The sequence below is a fragment of the Sporosarcina sp. SAFN-010 genome (assembly GCF_059415065.1).
The window spans coordinates 16,550-36,016 of record NZ_JBPFDS010000014.1 but is presented as its reverse complement, the minus strand read 5'-3'; the positions used below and the strand labels follow the sequence as shown (position 1 = coordinate 36,016).

At 42.6% G+C, this 19,467-nt stretch carries 24 protein-coding genes; 5 read left to right on the top strand and 19 right to left on the bottom strand.

Annotated elements, in window-relative coordinates:
• Positions 1-5 precede the first annotated feature (5 nt).
• Positions 6-608, top strand: a complete 603-nt coding sequence (plsY, locus tag ACR65F_RS14655; protein WP_440504857.1) for a glycerol-3-phosphate 1-O-acyltransferase PlsY — start codon at positions 6-8, stop codon at positions 606-608.
• Between the two features lie 38 nt (positions 609-646).
• The gene (locus ACR65F_RS14650; protein WP_125102830.1) at positions 647-943 is read left to right on the top strand and encodes a HesB/YadR/YfhF family protein; all 297 of its coding nucleotides are present in this window, start codon (positions 647-649) and stop codon (positions 941-943) included.
• 200 nt (positions 944-1,143) lie between these two features.
• On the opposite strand, the gene ACR65F_RS14645 is transcribed toward ACR65F_RS14650, so the two are convergent.
• The 3 genes from ACR65F_RS14645 to acnA all read right to left on the bottom strand — a co-directional run bounded on the left by ACR65F_RS14645 (position 1,144) and on the right by acnA (position 5,068).
• On the bottom strand, positions 1,144-1,239 hold the full coding sequence (locus tag ACR65F_RS14645) for a putative holin-like toxin (protein WP_231567266.1): 96 nt from the start codon (positions 1,237-1,239) through the stop codon (positions 1,144-1,146).
• A 573-nt stretch (positions 1,240-1,812) separates the two neighbouring features.
• Positions 1,813-2,238, bottom strand: coding sequence for an acyl-CoA thioesterase (locus ACR65F_RS14640; RefSeq protein WP_440504856.1), 426 nt, complete (start codon positions 2,236-2,238; stop codon positions 1,813-1,815).
• Positions 2,239-2,353: 115 nt separating this feature from the next.
• Entirely contained in the window at positions 2,354-5,068 is a 2,715-nt protein-coding gene (gene acnA / locus ACR65F_RS14635; RefSeq protein WP_440504855.1) for an aconitate hydratase AcnA, read from the bottom strand.
• Positions 5,069-5,278: 210 nt separating this feature from the next.
• Between acnA and ACR65F_RS14630 the strand changes: the two genes are divergently transcribed.
• Positions 5,279-5,824, top strand: a complete 546-nt coding sequence (locus ACR65F_RS14630; RefSeq protein WP_039043572.1) for a cysteine hydrolase family protein — start codon at positions 5,279-5,281, stop codon at positions 5,822-5,824.
• A 123-nt stretch (positions 5,825-5,947) separates the two neighbouring features.
• Positions 5,948-6,202 carry a GlsB/YeaQ/YmgE family stress response membrane protein gene (locus ACR65F_RS14625; RefSeq protein ID WP_039043495.1) on the top strand — a complete coding sequence of 85 codons (255 nt, stop codon included), beginning with the start codon at positions 5,948-5,950 and terminating at the stop codon, positions 6,200-6,202.
• A 31-nt stretch (positions 6,203-6,233) separates the two neighbouring features.
• Here ACR65F_RS14625 and ACR65F_RS14620 read toward each other — a convergent pair whose 3' ends face one another.
• The 5 genes from ACR65F_RS14620 to ACR65F_RS14600 all read right to left on the bottom strand — a co-directional run bounded on the left by ACR65F_RS14620 (position 6,234) and on the right by ACR65F_RS14600 (position 8,337).
• Positions 6,234-6,899 carry a lytic transglycosylase domain-containing protein gene (locus ACR65F_RS14620; protein WP_440504854.1) on the bottom strand — a complete coding sequence of 222 codons (666 nt, stop codon included), beginning with the start codon at positions 6,897-6,899 and terminating at the stop codon, positions 6,234-6,236.
• A 24-nt stretch (positions 6,900-6,923) separates the two neighbouring features.
• Positions 6,924-7,511 (bottom strand): SCO family protein, encoded by a 588-nt coding sequence (locus ACR65F_RS14615; protein WP_440504853.1) that lies wholly within the window; start codon positions 7,509-7,511, stop codon positions 6,924-6,926.
• A 108-nt stretch (positions 7,512-7,619) separates the two neighbouring features.
• Positions 7,620-7,748 carry a YvrJ family protein gene (locus ACR65F_RS14610; RefSeq protein ID WP_081760206.1) on the bottom strand — a complete coding sequence of 43 codons (129 nt, stop codon included), beginning with the start codon at positions 7,746-7,748 and terminating at the stop codon, positions 7,620-7,622.
• Positions 7,749-7,868: 120 nt separating this feature from the next.
• Positions 7,869-8,090 (bottom strand): DUF2922 domain-containing protein, encoded by a 222-nt coding sequence (locus ACR65F_RS14605; protein ID WP_039043492.1) that lies wholly within the window; start codon positions 8,088-8,090, stop codon positions 7,869-7,871.
• A 25-nt stretch (positions 8,091-8,115) separates the two neighbouring features.
• Complete coding sequence (locus ACR65F_RS14600) at positions 8,116-8,337, bottom strand: DUF1659 domain-containing protein (RefSeq protein ID WP_039043491.1); 222 nt, start codon at positions 8,335-8,337, stop codon at positions 8,116-8,118.
• Positions 8,338-8,463: 126 nt separating this feature from the next.
• Here ACR65F_RS14600 and ACR65F_RS14595 point away from each other — a divergent pair, with 126 nt between their 5' ends.
• Positions 8,464-8,886 (top strand): DUF2621 domain-containing protein, encoded by a 423-nt coding sequence (locus ACR65F_RS14595; RefSeq protein WP_039043490.1) that lies wholly within the window; start codon positions 8,464-8,466, stop codon positions 8,884-8,886.
• A gap of 21 nt (positions 8,887-8,907) precedes the next feature.
• Here ACR65F_RS14595 and ACR65F_RS14590 read toward each other — a convergent pair whose 3' ends face one another.
• The 11 genes from ACR65F_RS14590 to ACR65F_RS14540 form a co-directional block, all read right to left on the bottom strand.
• Positions 8,908-9,435, bottom strand: coding sequence for a CcdC family protein (locus ACR65F_RS14590; protein WP_039043489.1), 528 nt, complete (start codon positions 9,433-9,435; stop codon positions 8,908-8,910).
• Complete coding sequence (locus ACR65F_RS14585; protein ID WP_039043488.1) at positions 9,432-9,755, bottom strand: thioredoxin family protein; 324 nt, start codon at positions 9,753-9,755, stop codon at positions 9,432-9,434. Before ACR65F_RS14585 ends, ACR65F_RS14590 begins: the two co-directional genes overlap by 4 nt.
• A 20-nt stretch (positions 9,756-9,775) precedes the next feature.
• Positions 9,776-10,486, bottom strand: coding sequence for a cytochrome c biogenesis CcdA family protein (locus ACR65F_RS14580; RefSeq protein WP_039043487.1), 711 nt, complete (start codon positions 10,484-10,486; stop codon positions 9,776-9,778).
• Positions 10,487-10,808: 322 nt separating this feature from the next.
• Positions 10,809-11,540 carry a class I SAM-dependent methyltransferase gene (locus tag ACR65F_RS14575; protein WP_039043486.1) on the bottom strand — a complete coding sequence of 244 codons (732 nt, stop codon included), beginning with the start codon at positions 11,538-11,540 and terminating at the stop codon, positions 10,809-10,811.
• A 557-nt stretch (positions 11,541-12,097) separates the two neighbouring features.
• On the bottom strand, positions 12,098-12,664 hold the full coding sequence (locus tag ACR65F_RS14570) for an NADPH-dependent FMN reductase (protein ID WP_440504852.1): 567 nt from the start codon (positions 12,662-12,664) through the stop codon (positions 12,098-12,100).
• A gap of 4 nt (positions 12,665-12,668) precedes the next feature.
• Positions 12,669-13,733, bottom strand: coding sequence for an LLM class flavin-dependent oxidoreductase (locus ACR65F_RS14565; RefSeq protein ID WP_039043484.1), 1,065 nt, complete (start codon positions 13,731-13,733; stop codon positions 12,669-12,671).
• Entirely contained in the window at positions 13,734-14,678 is a 945-nt protein-coding gene (locus ACR65F_RS14560; RefSeq protein WP_440504851.1) for a ring-cleaving dioxygenase, read from the bottom strand.
• 49 nt (positions 14,679-14,727) lie between these two features.
• Positions 14,728-15,171 (bottom strand): MarR family winged helix-turn-helix transcriptional regulator, encoded by a 444-nt coding sequence (locus ACR65F_RS14555; protein WP_440504850.1) that lies wholly within the window; start codon positions 15,169-15,171, stop codon positions 14,728-14,730.
• A 348-nt stretch (positions 15,172-15,519) separates the two neighbouring features.
• Positions 15,520-17,298: an ABC transporter ATP-binding protein gene (locus tag ACR65F_RS14550; RefSeq protein WP_039043481.1), complete on the bottom strand. Its 1,779-nt coding sequence runs from the start codon at positions 17,296-17,298 to the stop codon at positions 15,520-15,522.
• Positions 17,298-19,052 carry an ABC transporter ATP-binding protein gene (locus ACR65F_RS14545; protein ID WP_039043480.1) on the bottom strand — a complete coding sequence of 585 codons (1,755 nt, stop codon included), beginning with the start codon at positions 19,050-19,052 and terminating at the stop codon, positions 17,298-17,300. The genes ACR65F_RS14550 and ACR65F_RS14545 overlap by 1 nt, the downstream gene beginning before the upstream one ends.
• Positions 19,053-19,132: 80 nt before the next feature.
• Entirely contained in the window at positions 19,133-19,426 is a 294-nt protein-coding gene (locus ACR65F_RS14540) for a YolD-like family protein (RefSeq protein ID WP_231567265.1), read from the bottom strand.
• Positions 19,427-19,467: the final 41 nt, after the last annotated feature.

The following is a 19,467-nucleotide window of genomic DNA, read 5'->3' as shown; positions in this document are numbered from 1 at the left end:
ATGTCATGGAAATCATTTTATTACTGGTACTCGCATATTTAATCGGCTCTATCCCATCTGCGCTTTGGATTGGAAAACTGTTTTATAAAACAGATATCCGAGAACACGGCAGCGGAAATATGGGAGCGACTAATACATTTCGTGTTCTCGGCAAAAAAGCCGGAATTGCTGTTACTGTGTTTGATATTTTAAAGGGAACAGCTGCTGTATTGCTAGTATCTCTACCCTATTTTGCCGTTACACACGTTCACTCGTTAATCGTGGGTGTCGTGGCTGTGATTGGTCATATGTACCCTGTTTTTGCGAAGTTTAAAGGCGGTAAAGCCGTTGCAACTTCAGGCGGTGTATTACTTGGTTACAGTTGGCCGATATTTGTGTTGGCCATACTCACTTTCTTGCTTGCGCTGAAAATTACAAAGATGGTCTCGCTCACGTCGATGATTGTCGCAGTGATGGGTGCAATTTATGGGATTATTTATTATTTCATTACAGGGGATATCTATTTGGAGTTGGTGATTGTCTTGATGGGCGTGTTCATCTTCTACCGCCACAGGGCAAATATAGCACGGATCAAAGCAGGAACCGAGCCAAAAGTGAATTGGTTGTAATATAATCAAAGGCATCATAGGAAGGCGGGTTTTCAAATATGAATATACGCATTTCAAACGAAGCAACTCAGTGGTTTGATGAAGAAATGGACGTTGAAGCTGGGGATTCCATACGATTTTTCGCAAGGTACGGCGGTAGCAGCCCGCTGCATGAAGGATTTTCATTAGGTGTTATCCGTGAACAACCGGATGAAGTGGCTGTAGAAACCATTTTGGATGATGTCCGCTACTACATCGAAACTCGTGATCTGTGGTACTTTGATGGGCATGATTTGCAGGTTGGTGTGAATGAAGATCTTGGAGAATTGCAGTACGACTATGTGAAGTCGGAGTAAGTGAAATGGATGACTCGTTGTTTCGCCTAACTAGACAGACAATTCTTCTTTTGGTATAATAGTCTTGAAAAATGGATATTGTAAAAAGACCAAGAAGATGTGATGATCTTCTCGGCCTTGTAATAGAATAGCGTTCGCTTCAAAGGCGAATCGCATAGTGCGAAGTAAACCGCTCCATTGCTTGGAGGCTCATGGGCGGTTTACTTTTTTCTTGAAAAAGTATATGACAAAGCAAGAATGGCCACGATCAGACTTCCAAAGCCGATCATGAGACTCAGTGCTTCAAATGGTGTCATACGCATCACCTCCTCCCGTTTCCTGATACGTTTCTTTCAGGAAATTGGGATTGCAGATCTGCGAACCGCCTATGAGCTCGTGCTATTCTAGTACATCATTAAGTATAACATATTTTAATAGCTCGTACATATGTTCTTGATGGCTTGTCAACGGCATTTGTTACTTTTCAAACACCTCGATTAGGACTGCGAGGTGTTTTTTTGTGGTTATGATTGGTGAGTGATTTGATATGGGAGTGGGATTTGTGGAGTTATGATCACATTCTGAAGTTTATGAGCGGAATGGCGGGGTTATGATCACATTCTGAGATTTATGAGCGGAATGGCTGAGTTATGATCACAATTTGGGATTTATGAGCGGAATCGCGGGGTTATGATCACATTCTGGGATATATGAGCAGAATCGCGGATTTATGATCACAATTCGGGATTTATGAGCGGAATCGCGGGGTTATGATCACATTCTGGGATATATGAGCAGAATCACAAATTTATGATCACTTTATGCTTCCCCACCGCCACATCCCCATAGAAAAAGGCTTCCTGAGCATTCCAGGAAGCCTTTTTCTCCGATCAATCGACTCTTTTTGCGATTTCGACATACTTTGCATCCCACACGGGGTCTATTTTCCGTAGCGAAACCGGTCGGAATGTGTCTTTTCGTACAACTACGTGTTCCGAGGTCGCAGTCGCCGCCACTTTCCCATCAGCATGCAAGATTTCATAGCCATAGGTTGTGCGTAACTTTCCATGGGATTCAATCCATGTACGTACAGTAGCTGTCCCGCCATACCGCATTGCTGCCTTGTACTTGATGGATAGATCTGTGACGGGCGATAAATACCCGTCGGCTTCGAGCCCTGCATACGTGAATCCGAGATCCTCGATGAGCTGAGTTCGTCCGATTTCCATCCAAACTAAATAATTCGCATGATAGACAACGCCCATCTGGTCGGTCTCTGCATATCGAATTTCAATTTCCTTCTCGCTGATAAACATGTCCTGTCACCTCTTCTACCTAGACAATTATACAAAAACCGACTAAAAATAGCAGTCTTAACGAATCGAAAAAACCCCTCTTACTGAAATGAATCAGCAAGAGGGGTTTTGGGTATTACTTTTCTAACATCTTGTTGCGAAGTACCATTTGAAGAATGCCGCCGTGACGGTAGTAGTCGATTTCGACTTCTGAATCGAAACGCGCGAGCGCATCGAATTCCGTTACAGTGCCATCTGCAGCAGTAGCAGTCACTTTCAAGATGTCGCGTGGCTTAACGCCTTCAGCGATATTCACGCTGATTGCTTCTTCTCCTGTTAATCCAAGAGATGCTGCACTTTGTCCGTTAACGAACTGAAGTGGAAGAACACCCATCATCACAAGGTTTGAACGGTGAATCCGCTCGTAGCTTTCTGCGATGACTGTCTTGATGCCAAGAAGAGATGTCCCTTTAGCAGCCCAGTCACGTGAAGAGCCCATTCCATAATCTTTACCAGCAATGATCGCAAGTCCAGTACCTTGTTCTTGGTACTTCATGCAAGCGTCATAGATTGGCATGATTTCTTTGTTTGGCCAGTAAGTTGTGTAGCCACCTTCTGTACCTTTTGCGATTTGGTTACGGATACGGATATTCGCAAACGTACCACGCATCATTACTTCGTGGTTACCACGACGTGAACCATATGAGTTGAAGAAACGTGGCTCTACGCCGTTTGCACGTAGGTAGAGGCCTGCAGGTGTATCTTTACCGATTGCTCCAGCTGGTGAAATGTGGTCCGTCGTAATGGAGTCGCCAAATTTACCAACAACTCGCAAGTCATTCAATGCACCGATATCTTCAGGCTCTTTTGAAAGACCCTCGAAGAATGGTGGGTTTTGAATATATGTTGAGTTCTCATCGAAATCATACAATGCATCGTCAGTTGTTTCGATTGCATTCCACGCTTCGTTTTCAGAGAATACGCGTGCATATTCTTTGCGGAAGAGTTCAGGAGTGACCGTTTTCTCGATCATTGCCTTTACTTCTTCTGTTGATGGCCAGATGTCTTTGAAGAATACGTCTTTGCCGTCTTTAGATTTACCGATTGGTTCTTTTTTGAAGTCGATATCCACTGTTCCAGCGAGTGCATACGCAACAACTAGTGGCGGTGAAGCCAAGTAGTTCGCTTTCACGTAAGGATGGATTCGTCCTTCAAAGTTACGGTTACCCGAGAGAACAGATGAAACGAGCAAGTCGTTTTCGCCAATTGTCTTCTCGATTTCTGGAAGCAATGGACCAGAGTTACCGATACATGTTGTACATCCGTATCCAACTGTGTTGAATCCGATTTGGTCGAGGTACTTATCAAGACCAGAGTCTTGCAAGTAACCTGTAACAACTTTTGAACCTGGTGCAAGTGAAGTTTTCACGTATGCAGGTGGTGTTAACCCAAGCTCAACCGCTTTTTGAGCGACGAGTCCAGCACCGAGCATTACGTATGGATTCGATGTATTCGTACATGAAGTGATCGCTGCAATCGCTAGATCGCCCGTTTTCATCTCCATTTTCGTACCATTTGCGAACTCGATTGTGCCACTCTTCTTCATTTCTTTCGGCGTAAGTCCGAATCCTTGGTTGCCTTCAGGTGCGACAACTGCATCATTGAATTCACGCTTCATGTCAGAAAGTGGAATCATGTCTTGTGGACGTTTAGGTCCAGCAAGGTTCGCTTCTACTTCAGTCAAATCGATTTCGATGACTTCAGTGTAGATTGGGTCTTCTTTGTCCGTTGTGAAGAACATGTCGTTTTCTTGCAAGTACTTTTTCACGACAGCGATATGATCCGCATCGCGGCCTGTTAGACGCATATAGTTGAGTGATTCTTCATCAACTGGGAAGAATCCACATGTTGCGCCGTATTCAGGTGCCATGTTAGCGATCGTTGCACGGTCAGCAAGTGGTAATTGTGGTACGCCTGGTCCAAAGAACTCAACAAACTTACCAACTACACCATGTGCACGCAATGTTTGCGTCACTTTTAGTGCGAGGTCAGTTGCAGTTGTTCCGTTTGGAAGTTCACCAGTCAACTTAACACCGATAACTTGTGGAATTGGGAAGTAAGAAGGCTGTCCAAGCATTCCTGCTTCAGCTTCAATTCCGCCAACGCCCCATCCGAGTACGCCGATTCCGTTAATCATTGTTGTGTGGGAGTCTGTTCCGACTAACGTATCTGGATACGTTTCGAATGATCCATCTTCGTTTTCGATTGCATGGACAACACTCGCCAAGTACTCAAGGTTAACTTGGTGAACGATACCAGTTGCTGGTGGAACCGCACGATAGTTGTCGTATGCTTTTTGTGCCCAGCTCAAGAACTGGTAACGCTCAGCATTACGTTCAAATTCGAGTTCCATGTTTTTCTGTAGAGCATCTGATGTTCCGTAGCTGTCAACTTGAACCGAGTGGTCAATAACGAGGTCTACAGGAATTTCGGGGTTGATCTTATCCGGATCTCCACCCATTTCTGCCATTGCAGAACGAAGAGATGCCAAATCGACAACAACTGGTACACCAGTGAAGTCTTGCAAGATAACGCGTGATGGTTTGAATGGTACTTCCGCATCCGCATCAGCGTCCTTGCCCCATTTTGCCAGGTTGTTTACATGATTGTCTTGGATGACATATCCGTCGTGTTGGCGCAGGACAGATTCTAATAGTACTTTGATCGAGTAAGGCAATCTTGAGACCTTTGCAATACCCGCTTCTTCAATCGCTCCAATGCGGTAGTAGTTATACTTTTTACCGTTCAGATCAAACGAGGAGCGGCTGTTGTGAAAATTGCTCTTTGTCATTGCTGAATTCCTCCTTTACGTACTGAAAAGGCTCTATAAATAAGCATCTTTTCTCTACTCCATCATATAACAGCAAAGTCTATAAGTAAATTACATTAAATTTATAGTAATCCATAAGGAAACACGATAGATAGTATAAAAGACGATTAGGTGCATATTTTTGCCAGTCTGTGCATAATGGAATCAGAATATGGAGAGGACGTGCTGGATGTGAAGAAAGCGTTACTGGTTATTGACTACACTGAAGATTTTGTAGCAGAAGATGGAGCATTGACGTGTGGGGCACCCGGAATTGCACTAGAAGGGTATATCGAGCAATTGACCAAGGAGTTTATCGACCAAGATGAAGCTGTTGTCTTTGCAGTGGACGTTCATGACGAAAACGATCCGTATCACCCGGAATCACGTCTATTCCCTCCACATAACCTACGTGGAACTGCTGGAAGAGAACCGTTTGGATCATTAAAACAACTATATGAAGACAACCGAAAATCGATCCACTGGATGGATAAAACCCGATACAGTGCATTCGCAGGAACAGAACTTGAAATTTGGTTACGTGCTCGTGGTATTCAAGAAATCCACTTAGTAGGCGTATGTACAGATATTTGCATTTTGCATACTTCTGTAGATGCTTACAATAAAGGATTTACCATGGCAATCCATGAGCATGGTGTTGCAAGTTTTGACACTGTTGGACATGAGTGGGCAATGCGTCATTTTGAAAACACACTCGGTGCCACCATTATTCGATAAGTTTTTGCGAAATCCGATCATTTAGTATGAACATTTGCAGTTAATATGTTTCAAGTAGGTCATTTACGGTTATTATACTTACTAGAACAGACATACTATATTAAAAAAAGGAGAGGATTTCAAATGAGTTTCATTTGGTTCTTAATCATCGGCGGAATTATCGGTTGGCTTGCTGGCCTTATTTTAGGGAAAGATATCCCAGGCGGAATTATTGGTAACATTATTGCAGGTATCGTAGGTGCATGGGTTGGCGGAATGCTACTCGGCTCTTGGGGACCTAAAGTTTCGGATTTCTATCTCGTACCAGCGATTCTAGGTGCTGTCATTCTTGTCTTTATTGTCAGCCTAATTATGAAAGCTATGCGTAAAGCAGCATAACAAAAAAGGACTTCGCAATTGCGGAGTCCTTTTACTTTTGGGCTTTCTGAGTTTGTTGTGCTTCGTATTCATCAAAAAACCAAAGTACGTCTTCTACGTATTTATCACTATGGTTGTAGTGGAAAATGGCCTTCTCTATTTGTCCATCTGCCGCCCCGCTTTGTGCTAGGTAGTTAGCGGCGCTAAAGATGGCATCTTCCAAGTTGTAAGGATCGGCAATTCCATCACCATTTCCATCTACCCCATATCCTCCATATTTTGCAATAATATCAGGGTTGGTCTTATCCTCTTCGGGAATATTTCCTTTTCCTAAATCCTTACAGCCAGGATAGCCCCAGCCGACAAACGTACAAGGCATGAATTGCATGTGCCCTTCTGCCCCAGTCGGAGAAACCATTGTTTTCATAGTAGAAAAACGTGTTTCCACCCGATGGTGTGCAGCAAGTAGCGTCCACGGAACGTCATACTCTTCTGCTGCTGCTTTATAAATGGGTATATACTCATCTGGAATGGTCAACCCACCATGTCGATCTGACAAATCCATCAACGTGCTGGCGGATTTTTTTATGACTTCAGGGTGCCGGAGGCTTGTCCAGATAATCGCAGTCAGAGTGAAGAGGACGATGGAAACAGGAATAAGCAGCGCGATTACTAAGATTTTAGCTTTCGCGGTTAAGCTGCGTTTCTTTTTTTTCACTCGTCCCTCTCCTCTCTCTGCGGTTTAGTCTTGTTTGCTAAGGGCTTTCATGTCTTTTACAATAGTATCAAAGGGAACATCTTCATTGCCTGTATAAGATTTAACGACTTTTCCTTCTTTATCGACCAATCCAAAACGAGATCCGTGAATTACCTGATCTGAATTCGGATCATCAATCACTGGCATTTTAAAGGACTTTACGGCTAGATCGCTAATGTCTTCCATCTTGTAGCCTGTGAGCATTTCCCATTTCGATGAATCCGGAACACTGAAAGCTTCCAAGTATTCACCTAGTTTTTCGGGTGTATCGACATCTGGGTCTACACTGAAGGATACAATTTTGTAGTCTTCAATCCCTTTATCGATTAACTTTTCTTGGAGTTCCGCCATATTGGACATCATTGGTGGACAGACACTCGTACAGGTGGTGAAGACAAACTGTGCTAGCCAAATTTCACCTTTCAAATCATCTAATGAGACCTTTTCGTTGTTTTGGTTCGTGAATTCGAATGGCGCGATGCTATAATGATGATCTGCTTTAAATCCACCTGAGCACGCACTCAATACAAGTGCCATCATGATTACGCCAAAAACTAATGCTTTCTTCTTCATTACACTTCCCCCAAACTCTATTGTTTACCTTATCATATCGGACACACGAACGCCAAACAAGCGAGGAAATTCTCGTTGTTTGGCATTTGTTTGTCGGTTATGTGAAAACTACTTCACTTTTAGCGTAACAAGAGCCCCATGAATCGCTTCGAGCTTCACTTCCAGGCGGTGGAGCAGGTAGAAGGATACAAAAACCGGAAAGCCGACCTCTTGGATGAACCCCATCGTTTGTTCCATCACATTCGCCTCCTTTAAATGTAGATTCTGTGCTGTGAACAACAGAAAGTCGTGCCTTAAAGTTTTTAAAAGCCGGTCCCTGTCAGCTGACAAGGGACCGGCTTACCAACTTTTTTCTTATTATTTGCTGCTGATTAGATCGTTCGTCGAGCGATCGATAATTCGGGCGCTTTTCACAGCCGTGAGAACGTCTCCGTCTTTTTTAAAGACACCGGAAGCAATAATTTGCTCCATTGCGGTTTGGACTTCCGTAGGTGTAATCCCTGGACGTGGTTCGTCGACTGTTAAGACAAAATCCTTTCCATCTGACTTCTTGAATACGAGTTGAAGTGTGAGTGCCATTTGTGAATTCCTCCTTTTCGGTTAGTTAGTCTGTGATTTCGGATGTGACGATTTTTTCATAAGACATGACGGTCATTGATGAAAGTTGTCCAAGTGATGCCAGTGCCAGCTGTAAGTTAGCCGGTGTTGCATTTTGTTCGACGAAACGATAGCTCTTTGACTTGCGGATCAGACGTCCATCGGGTGTTGAGCCTGCATTGAAGAAAATCTTGCCGACTGCTGTTTGAAACTCGAGTACTGCTGCCATGTGCGTTCCCCTCCTTTCACAGTCTAGATAGACGAAACTTGCAGAAAAGGATACAATGTTCGTGAAAGTTTTTAAGTTTACGGGTACAATTGATAGCATAGAGAGTCTTAAAGAGGTGAACGTATTATGCCGGGCTGGTTTATCTGGTTTATTGTATTTTGGTGTATTGTCTTAATCGGTTTGTTTGCGATAGGTGGATTTTTCATGTTCCGCAAGTTCCTTAAAGTGTTCCCGAAGGAAGATGGCAAGTCGACATTGGACTGGGAAGAGTACTATGTGGATCGTTCGCTTCACCTATGGAATAAAGAAGCGAAGGGGCTGTTGAATGAGCTCGTTCAGCCGGTTCCCGAGCTATTCCGTCCAGTTGCAAAACAGAAGATTGCCGGTCGTATTGGCCAAATCGCTTTAGATGAGCGTGCGAAGACGATCGAATTCGATCACATCATACGAGGGTACATCGTGGCGACGCCGAAACGCGACCACAAATTTTTACGCAAGAAACTCACGACTATGGATGTCGACATGACACCATATGAGCACCTTTTTTAACGCAAAAAGAGAGAGACCTGGTCATTTGACCGTGAGTCTCTCTCTTTTTTTTAGGTTGTTATATTTAATGAGCATACCGATACGCCAAGGGACAATCATCGCAAATGCAAGGATGAAGAACATACCAGCGAGTTCCCCCACGTCGATGGAGCTACTGAGGATCAGTTTAGCCACCAGACGGAAGATAAGTAAGCTCGCCAAAATGACGATGAATGCTTTTGAACGCTTGACGAACAATAGACCATTTTTCTGCTCAAAACTTGTCGTTGCAATCAAAATCGTTGAAAAGAGCAGTCCTACAGCTGCTGCTTCAAACACCTGACTCCGTGGAACTTGGAATTGTGTAAACAAAAACATAAGCATCCCCGAAGACATGAACAGCGGTGGTAGCACAATACGTATCGGTGAAATCGGGCGTTCGGCTGCTTTAGAACGGACGATGAACCCTAAGACTCCCATGAAGAAAAATACAACAGTTGAGCCGATAATTAAATAGACAGACGGAATCTTAGTGAAAACCGTATCAATCAGTTCCTGCAGTTGACTCATCTGTCCGTCGCCTCCTTCAGTTCCTCCAACCGTTTGTGAAGTTGCTCCATCGGAACAAATCGTGCAAACCGAGCTGTTTCTTTTCCTTGCTTGAATAACAGTACCACAGGCGCTGTAAACAGAGAAAGCTGCCCTGCCATTTCCGGCACTTTTGCGACATTCACATAATAGAAAGGAAATGGATACTGTTCAGTAAGCACTTCCACTTGTGGATACAGCCCATCACATACAGAACAATGATCTGTTTTCACGAATAATAGCATCGCTTCTTGTTGTGTTAAAAGTTCTTGCCATGCTTTAAAAGACATAACTTCGTTCATTGTTCAATCCTCCTTGATGGTCAAAAACCTTGGAAATCCCCAAAAATCGGACTGAGTAAGCTGATTAAGTACGTCATGCCGTCAAAGAATAATACGATACCGAAGACGATCATAAAGGCTCCGCCAATGCGCATGATCTTCTGGTTGTGTTTACGGATCCATCCAAGCCGTGTTACGAAGAATGAGAGCACGAAGAATGGAATCGCGAATCCAAGGACGTAGGTCATCATGTACAGCATACTAGAACCTGGATTAGCAGCTGCAAGTCCAATGATAGCTCCAATAATTGGTCCCATACACGGCTGCCAGCCTGCTGAAAACGCAAGCCCGATGAGTGCAGAACCTAAGTAGCCGGACGGTCGATTTTTAAATTGTAATTTGTGTTCTTGCATTAAAAACTTCGGTGTGAAAATTCCAACTACCATTAAACCGAATAATACGATGAAAATGGCACCTACTTGCCGAAGAAGATCCATGTACTCGATAAAGAATCGGCCGATAAATGAAGATCCGAATCCAAGGAAGATAAAGACAATGGAAAATCCAAGAAGGAAAAATAGCGTATGTAACATTCCGTTTCGGCTCATCCGTTTCTTATCTGAGCGCAAGTCTTCAATCGACATTCCCGTTATATAGGAAATGAACGCTGGGTAAAGCGGCAAAACACACGGGGAGACGAAACTTAAAAAGCCCGCGCCGAATGCAAGGAATACGTTCACATCTGTTGCCAAGGAACTTCCCCCTTTAATTTTTTTCTTTTTCCTATCCATCGTATCAGAATGCGTCCACGAATACGTACATTTTGTCTGTGAACAGTTTATGACACATTGCACACAGTGAGTTCCACAGAGCTTGGAATTTACCAATTAAAGCTCTAAAAAGAAATTAAGAGGAGTTGGGGGTGTTTGCTTAACACCGATACCAACAAGGTAATAGTAACGATTCATATTAGGTAATGGCCTTCAACCAATCGAGAAACGTAGGTGAAATTCATTGCTAGATTTAATTTGAGGCAATCATGGAGAAATGATACGGTTGATTCCACCTTCCATTTTATTTCTCTACTGATAGTAATAAAAACATAGGTCTGCGGTTCTCATCTTGCATTTCAGGAGTCTTTTTTAACATTTCATCGGAAGGAACGGATTCGTTTACTTTCTTTATCATAAAGCCAGTGTCAGTTAAGTCATTCATATAAGTTGAAATCATGCGATGGTATTTTGTAACATTCTCGGTTAAGAAGGTTGTATCACGTACTCCTTCTATTTGGTAGTTATCTACTGGCCAATGTACACGGTTTCCCAGTTCATCAAGGTGCCAATCTTGTTCACTTCGAGAAGTAAAAATTGGATGTTCAACCGAGAAAACAAAAGTCCCGCCAGGCTTTAGGCAGTCATAAACTTTTTCACAGATTGGCTTAAACGACTTAATGTAGTGAAAAGCTAGCGAACTGATAACTACATCAAATTGAGAGTTTGAAAAATCAACGTCTTCAATTGGTCCTCTTATATACGAGATTGAAGGATCATTTGTCATTTCACGGGCTCTTTGAATCATTTTTTCAGATATATCTACACCCGTAACACAACTTGCATGTTGCTCACGTGCATAGCGGCAATGCCAACCAAAACCGCAACCTAAATCGAGTACATTTTTACCCTCTAGTTTCGGTATTAGTGCTTTTAATATATGCCACTCTCCAGCCGCTTCAAGACCTTTAACGGATCTTGGCATTTGTTCATATGCAGAAAAGAAACTTGGATTATCATATTTATTTTGTTTCACGGTTCACACATCCCCTATCTTTTTACAGTACTCCTGCAATCATTTGATAAATATTGGACTAGGGAGGCTGCATGGCTTCTTCTAATTATTTATTACGTCTTGTGAAAAATGCATGGGCTAATGTACATTTGAATTGTATTCAAAAATAGAAACATGCCACCTTTGGGTCGAGTACGTACAATGATAATTTTATGCGATTAGCAGCGAGTTTGAAAGGATTATCAATCAAAATGGGCTTTCGCTCGTTTTATATTATTGAGTTAGCATAGGGTATTTATGGTGGTATTTTGTTTGATTTTTGACATGAGCCAAGGTTCGAAAATCGACAATCTTGACACTCAAGTCCCTGTGTCTATATAAGCCAAGTATGTATACGAAAAAAGCAATGCAAACCGAATGACTGGTTTGCATTGCATTTTTCGTGTGTTCGCAAGTTCTTTTATCACTTGGTATTAATGTGTGTTGTTCTTAATACCATTTTCCAACGTATAACTTGTTCTAACGTTTGGTTTACTGAAGCTGGCTGTATTTCATCTCAGGATGCTCCTTATTAAAAACTAAAAACCATAGGCTTCATCTTTTTTTATTCGAATTGCTTCAAATGCTTCAAAGGTTGATATCGTATCTTCTGCAAGGCGATCTAAACGAAAAATAATATCATCATTACTAATTTCTTTACGTAAGAAATCTTGTTCTTCAATAAAAACATAGGTTGGCACAATTTGTGCTTTCATATAAGCCAAAATTGGTTTCAATTGTTGCTCAACCATTAAATAATGTTTTGCTGTACCTGCAGTGACGACAATACCAGCCACCTTGTCACGGAATGCATGAATAGGAAGTAAATCAAAAATATTTTTAAGTGTAGCGGGAATAGACGCTTGAAATACTGGTGTACCAATAATCAGTGCATCCGCATTCATGATTGTTTCAGTTACGTATTTGGTGTCTCCTTCGTAATCAATATAGTTGCGCCCATCACTATACTCTATTTGGTAATCAGCTAAATCCAATAGTTGTACATCGTGTTCCGGGTATTTCTGTAGGAAAATTTCTTCAGTTTTCAGCATGGCTGTTTTTGTTTTTGTGCCTACAATCGATCCGGAAATTATTACTATTTTCATGACGTCATTCTCCTTTTTCTCGAGTGTGTTTCTTAATTGCTGGGATAATGTCATTTCCAATCATTTCGATATTTTTCATGATTTTATCGAATGGTACACCGCCAAAGTCAATTTGCGCCATAAATCGTTGCATTCCGTAAAGTTCGTGTTGGTATAGCAACTTTTCGATAATTAGTTCTTTACTTCCAACCATCATTGCATCACGATAATCTGTTGACTGAGCAAATTGTTGTTTTGGATAACCGGATCCTCGAATTGCCTGGAATCCGGTATTAAGATGTGGATACATACCTTGCAAGGCTTCGTTGTTCGTATCTGCTACATAGAATAAGCTTGTTGTTCCAATTGGTAAGCTTTGTGCATCAAATCCATTATTTTCTGCTGCCTGTCTGTATGCATCTACAGAATGTTTAAAATTCATTGCGGGGCCACCTAATGTAGTGAGAATCATTGGAATCCCCATATGCCCTGCTTTAATGGCACTTGCAGGTGGTCCTCCGACAGCCCGCCAAATTGGAAGGGATCCGTCTTTAGGTTGTGGAAGAATTTCTGCGTTTTGTAGAGGTGCCCGGTAATTTCCTTTCCAAGTGATACGTTCCTCTTCATTAATCTGCTTAAGAAGCTCTAACTTTTCTTCAAATATGTCTTCGTAATCTTGCAAGTCAACCCCTAATAATTGATAGGCACCTACTCGCGAACCGCGTCCTGCAACAATTTCAGCACGACCGTCAGACAGTAAATCAATTGTAGAAAAATCTTCGTATACTCGTACAGGATCTAAGACACTCAGCACAGTAGCAGAACTGGTGATTTTTATTTTCTGAGTAGCTTGCGCAATTGCTCCTAAAATTACCGTATGGGCCTGTGATGCAAAATACTTCTGATGACTTTCCCCTACACCGAACACGTCAATACCGGCTTGTTCAGCTAATTGACTTACCTCGACAAGTTCCTGTATTCGTTGCTGAGCTGAGATGCGGCTACCTGTCAAAGGATTGAGGATATGATCACCCAATGAATACAATCCGAATTCCATCCCTTTTGTTGCATCTATTCTATATTTCTTCATTTATTTATCCTCCAATGGTTTTAAATTTGCTTCAATTTCGTCCCGTTGACTTTCTAAAAATGGAGGCAAATCCAATTTTAAACCGAGCGTTGCGATATCAGAATCGATTGTAAATCCAGGACCATCTGTCGCAATTTCGAATAAAATTCCATTCGACTCTCGGAAATACAAGCTTTGAAAATAAAAACGATCGATAATGCCTGAAGAATGGAATCCGCGTGAACGTACTTTTTCTTCCCAAAAGGCTAATTCAGTTCCGTCTTTTACACGAATGGCCAAATGATGAATACTTCCTCGACCTGGTTTTTCAGTAGGGCCATCTAAAAGTTTCACTACAATTTCTCCAAAAACTTCTCCGCTTACTGATTGAAAGATGGCTACATCTTCCGCTCGTGACACCTCTGTATAGCCAAAAACATCAGTTAAGGTACTTGCGATTTTGTCCAATCGACGGACTGTTATTTCTACTGAACCCATTCCTTGAATCTGGTGTTCTATAGGTACTTCTGATTCTTCCCATGCTTTCCAGTGCACTAACTTTTCATTGTTTGAAGCAAGCAGAACCATGCGCAATCCTTCCGAATCTTCAAAGTGCAAAGCAGGACGATGAGCATACGTAGTTATTTCACCATGGGAAACATTATATTTTTCAAATCGCTGTTTCCAATAAATTAAACTTTCTTCAGAAGAGACGAGCAATCCGATTTGTGTAATCGCATTTGTCCCCCGGTAAGTGCGACCGGCAAACGGCATTTCAAAAAAAGATAATTCAGTTCCTGGGCTACCTGTCTTGTCCCCATAAAACAAGTGATACATGGATGGATCATCTTGATTGACGGTCATTTTAACCCGACGAAGTCCTAAGATTTTACTGAAAAACAAATTGTTTTGTGTAGCACTTTTTGTAATCATCGACAAATGGTGATGTCCTGGAATGGTATACATTCTCTTTCTTCCCCTTTCAGTTAACTAGTCAAGTGATAGAACAAAAAATTCATTCGTTCCTTTGAATTTTTTGTTCCCCGTTTTTTTGCACTCGAGAAATAAGATCGAGTAGTGTTTTTTGTTCTTTCTCTGTTAAGCAGTCCTCAAAGAACGAAGATTGAAATGCCAGTTGTGCCTCAAATGCAAGGTCTAGTTTCTCCTGTCCTTTGGATGTTAAAGAAATGGTTTTCGTCTTCCATTCCTGTTTACGATGGATTAATTGTTCTTTTTCAAGACGTGCTAGCATGCGGGAAATTCCACCTTGCGTTACCGTTACTTTTTCTGCAAGTTCTCTTTGTGTTAAAGGTCCATATGTTGAGATTTGAATCATCACATCAAACTGAGCGGTTGTTAAATCAAACTGCTTCAAAAATTCATTTGATAGTAAATTGCTTTGATGTGTAAATCGCACCAACCTTAACCAAATAAGTGAACCACGAGTATTTTTTTTCATGTAATAGGAACCTCCTATATCATCAATTTACTACTCAAGTGATAATCGGTCAAGGAAGTACCTCTAATAGATTTTTATAGATCATGGTTTACGATGAAACAGCTAAATGGGGAATAACACTTTCTTTCTACTATATTTTTCGGGTTGCATTCAAATAGGTTCGAATTCTAATAACGTTAATTTCATTCTTAAATACAAGGGTTCTGAAAACATAACAAAAGGAAGTACCTTGAGTCTTGTTACTGGTTGCCGACTAAGACATCCCAAAAGACGGAAGGTACTCCCTGTATCTAATCGCTTTAATTTTGCGTCGAAGCTGCTCAAGGAATTGTCTCTTGAGTTAGGATATTAGGCAGGCTGACCATTTTGTAGCTGATACATCTTATAATAGAGCCCCTTCATGCTGAGAAGTTGCTGATGGGTTCCTCGTTCAGCAATCTCTCCCTTATGCAATACTAAAATCAGCTCTGCATCTTGAATCGTACTAAGACGGTGTGCAATGGCAATCGTCGTCCGCCCTTTCCGCATCTTTTGCAGGCTAGCTTGGATTGCGATTTCCGTTTCGGTATCGATATTGGCGGTCGCTTCATCCAGCACAAGGATTTTCGGATCCACTGCCATCGTGCGTGCAAATGCAATGAGCTGTCGCTGTCCACTCGACAATGTGGCTCCGCGCTCCATCACTTTGTGCGCATAGTTCCCTTCTAATTGTTCAATGAATTTATTCGCTTGTACAAACTCTGATGCCGCCCGGACTTCTTCGGATGTCATCGATTCGTTATGCAGGCGAATATTACTTTCAACATCGCCATAAAACATGAACGGATCTTGAAGGACGAGGCCGACTTTGTTACGCAATTCCTCCATTGGATAGGACTTTAAGGAACGTCCGTCAATGGTAATAGAACCGTGCTCGTACTCATAAAAGCGCATAAGTAAGTTGATGATTGAACTTTTCCCACTGCCTGTATGTCCGACGAGTGCAACAGTCTCTCCAGCATTGGCGGTAAACGAAATGTCTTTTAATACATCCGTTTTGCCATCATAGCTAAATGTGATGCCTGCAAAGCTAATAGTTCCTTCTGTAATCTTTGTGTCCTTTTTCACTTGTTGAACAGGTTCCATGTCCGGTTCGTCAATGAGTGTGAAAACGCGCGATGCAGAAACGAGCGCCTGCTGGAAAATAGACATCCGGTTCATCACTTGCTGTACGGGTTGGAACAGGCGGCTAAGCAAGGTCGTAAATGCATAAATTACCCCTACGTCGACTGCCGTTGAAAGTGACGTGAAACCGAAGTATGCAAGCGTACAGACGACCGCTGCAGCATATAGCAAGTCAATGAACGGTCCTAGTAGAATACTGTCGAACTTGATGTTCCGGATGCCAGCCCGATAGTGTCCATCGTTGATCGATTCGAATTCATCCGCTAGCCGCTTTTCTTGGCGGAATGCTTGGATCATACCCATTCCTGAGAGTGACTCGGATATCTTGCCATTTAATTGACTAAGCCGTTCTCGGATATCTTGATAAAAATCAGCGCTGTAGTGACGATAGACTGATATTAGAGCAATGAATAAGGGTAACAAGACCATAGAATACAGCGCCAGTTTCGCATCTAGTGAAAACAGCGCAATGTAGACGCCAATGACTCCGAAAATCGCCTGCAAGAATGTGACGACAACGCTCACGAACATTTCCTTGATCGCTTCCGTATCGTTCGTCACACGCGAAACAATTGCACCCGCCGGTGTTTTATCGAAATAACGCATTCCGAGTCCTTGTACTTTAGTGAACGCATCGATTCGTATTTGCTGGATAATCTTAAGCGCAATTCTTTGAAAGCGAAGTGACTGGAAATAGGAAATCACAACAACCGTCACCTGAATTGCGACATACGTAACGAGTAATCGGATGACACTCGCTCGCTCGAAATTCAAGGGTACGAGATGATTATCGATGAATGATTGAATCAGGAGCGGACTCACGATACTGCCTGTAATCGTGAGTGCAAGGAGTAGCAGCGCAAACGCAATCGACATTTTGTGAGGTTTCAAGTATTGGAGAAGCCGGACGAATACTTCCCATTGTCCACGAGCTGACAATTTTGTTTGTTTCACTTCTGCCATTATGCCTCACCCCCTTGTTCTACAGACGCTTCGAGTTGTTGTAAGTCGTACATTTCTTTGTATTTTCCGTCCAACTCCATTAATTCTGCATGGGTACCGGACTCTGCAATTGTACCTTTATCCATGACAATTATTTGGTGCGCATGTTGAATAGCGCTCAACCGATGTGATGTAATGATTGTCGTTTCCCCACTACGCGTTTCTTTCAGTGAACGAAGAATGGCTTCTTCTGTCTTTGCATCCACTGCCGAAAGAGAATCGTCTAAAATAAGTAACTCCGGTTGCATGAGTAAGGCACGGGCAATCGAGATTCGTTGTTTTTGTCCCCCGGATAACGACACTCCGCGCTCCCCTACAATCGTTCGATACCCCTCTGCGAACCCTTCTATGTCATCATGGATATGTGCAAGTCGCGCGGCATTATGAATTTCTTCTGTCGGAACCGTCGGATTCGTAAAGGCGATATTTTCCGCCAATGTTGTTGAAAATAGGAAATGATCTTGTGGGACATAGCCAATGGATTCACGGAGCCGTTGTTGTTTATATTGATGGATGGAATGTCCTCCGTATGAAATGACACCATCATAGTCGTCAAACTCTCGTAGCAACAGTTTCAAAATAGCTGTTTTTCCGGAACCAGTTTTCCCTACGATTCCGAGTGTTTCACCTTGCCTCAACGTGAAGTGGACATCTGAAAGTGCGGGTTTCGGATCTCCGGGGAACGTAAAGGCTTCAATGTCGACAGAAAGATCCCCTCTTGGTCGTTCATCAATTGCACCTTTCACATCGACCACTTCAGGATCGACAGACAGCAATTCCCGGATTCGTGTATACGAAGCATTGCCTCGTTCCACAATATTGAACAGAAATCCAAATGCAAGCATTGGCCATGTCAACAATCCCAGATACGTGCTAAATGCGACCATATCCCCTACACTCATTTCGCCAGCGAGGATAAAACGAGCACCGAATATAAACGAAATAATAGAAGAAACTGCAAAAATCGCACCAATTGTCGGGTCGAATAAAGCGTCTACACGGGCAACCCGCATGTTTTTCTCCACGACTTCATCCGATAATTGTCTGAAATCTTCGATGTCCTCTTTTTGCTGTCCAAACGTTTTAATAACTTTCACACCGGAGATGCTCTCTTGTGTCTTATCGTTCATGCTGGAGAATGCTTCTTGAGCAGTCCGGAAATGACGACGCAGCAATTTGCCATAAAAACTTGTTAACACAATCATGAGTGGAATCGGAATAAGGGCAATAAGCGTCAATTTCCAGTTAATCGTCAATGCCATCGTCAAGATGACGAATCCACCTGTTAAAATCGAATCGAATAGGGTTAACACGCCCATGCCTGCAGTTTGCTGAACCGCACTCACGTCATTGGTGGCGTGCGCCATTAAGTTGCCTACTCGACGTTTTTGATAAAAAGCCGGGGACATCTTTAAAAAATGATCGAATAATTGCTTGCGGATTGTCCGTGCAAGTACAATCGACGAACCGAAAATCATGACCCGCCAAAGATAGCGGAACACATACATTGCGACCCCTGCAATCGCAAGGATAACCAACCATTTCATCATCTGGTTGGCAGTTAACGTTCCTTTCGTAATGTCATCGACGATATACCCGATGATTTTTGGCGGCAGTAGCTGCAAAATAGAAACGAGTACAAGTGCTGCAATTCCAATTGCATAATGCTTTTTACGCTGTTTAAAAAACCAGCCAAGCTGAGTGAGTACGTTCAATGGATTCCCCTGCCAATCTATAATAGGACTTTGAATAGTTTAGCAGATTCTTACACCAATCGGATAGTATTTGTTTCGAATTATCCGATTTCAGAAATAGTTTCAATATCGAGAAGCGAAAGAATGCGTGCCACCCCATCAATCGTCACAACGCGTAACTGCTTTCTTTCTGGTTCTAGACAATGAACGTAAAAGTCATTGGACGCGGGTTTACCGGTTTGCCAATGCGTGATGGTGATGGCTCGATGAGTTTCCATGGCGGCAGCGATGATGTAATTCCACTCCTCCAGTTGCTGTTCGTCAGGTTCGCTCCGCACCTGGACTGCATCTTCTGCTTGCCATGCGCGCAATCGCTCGACGTGTTCCGGTAGCATCAGCGCCGTCCATTTAATCTTTCCGCGATCTCGTAACATCG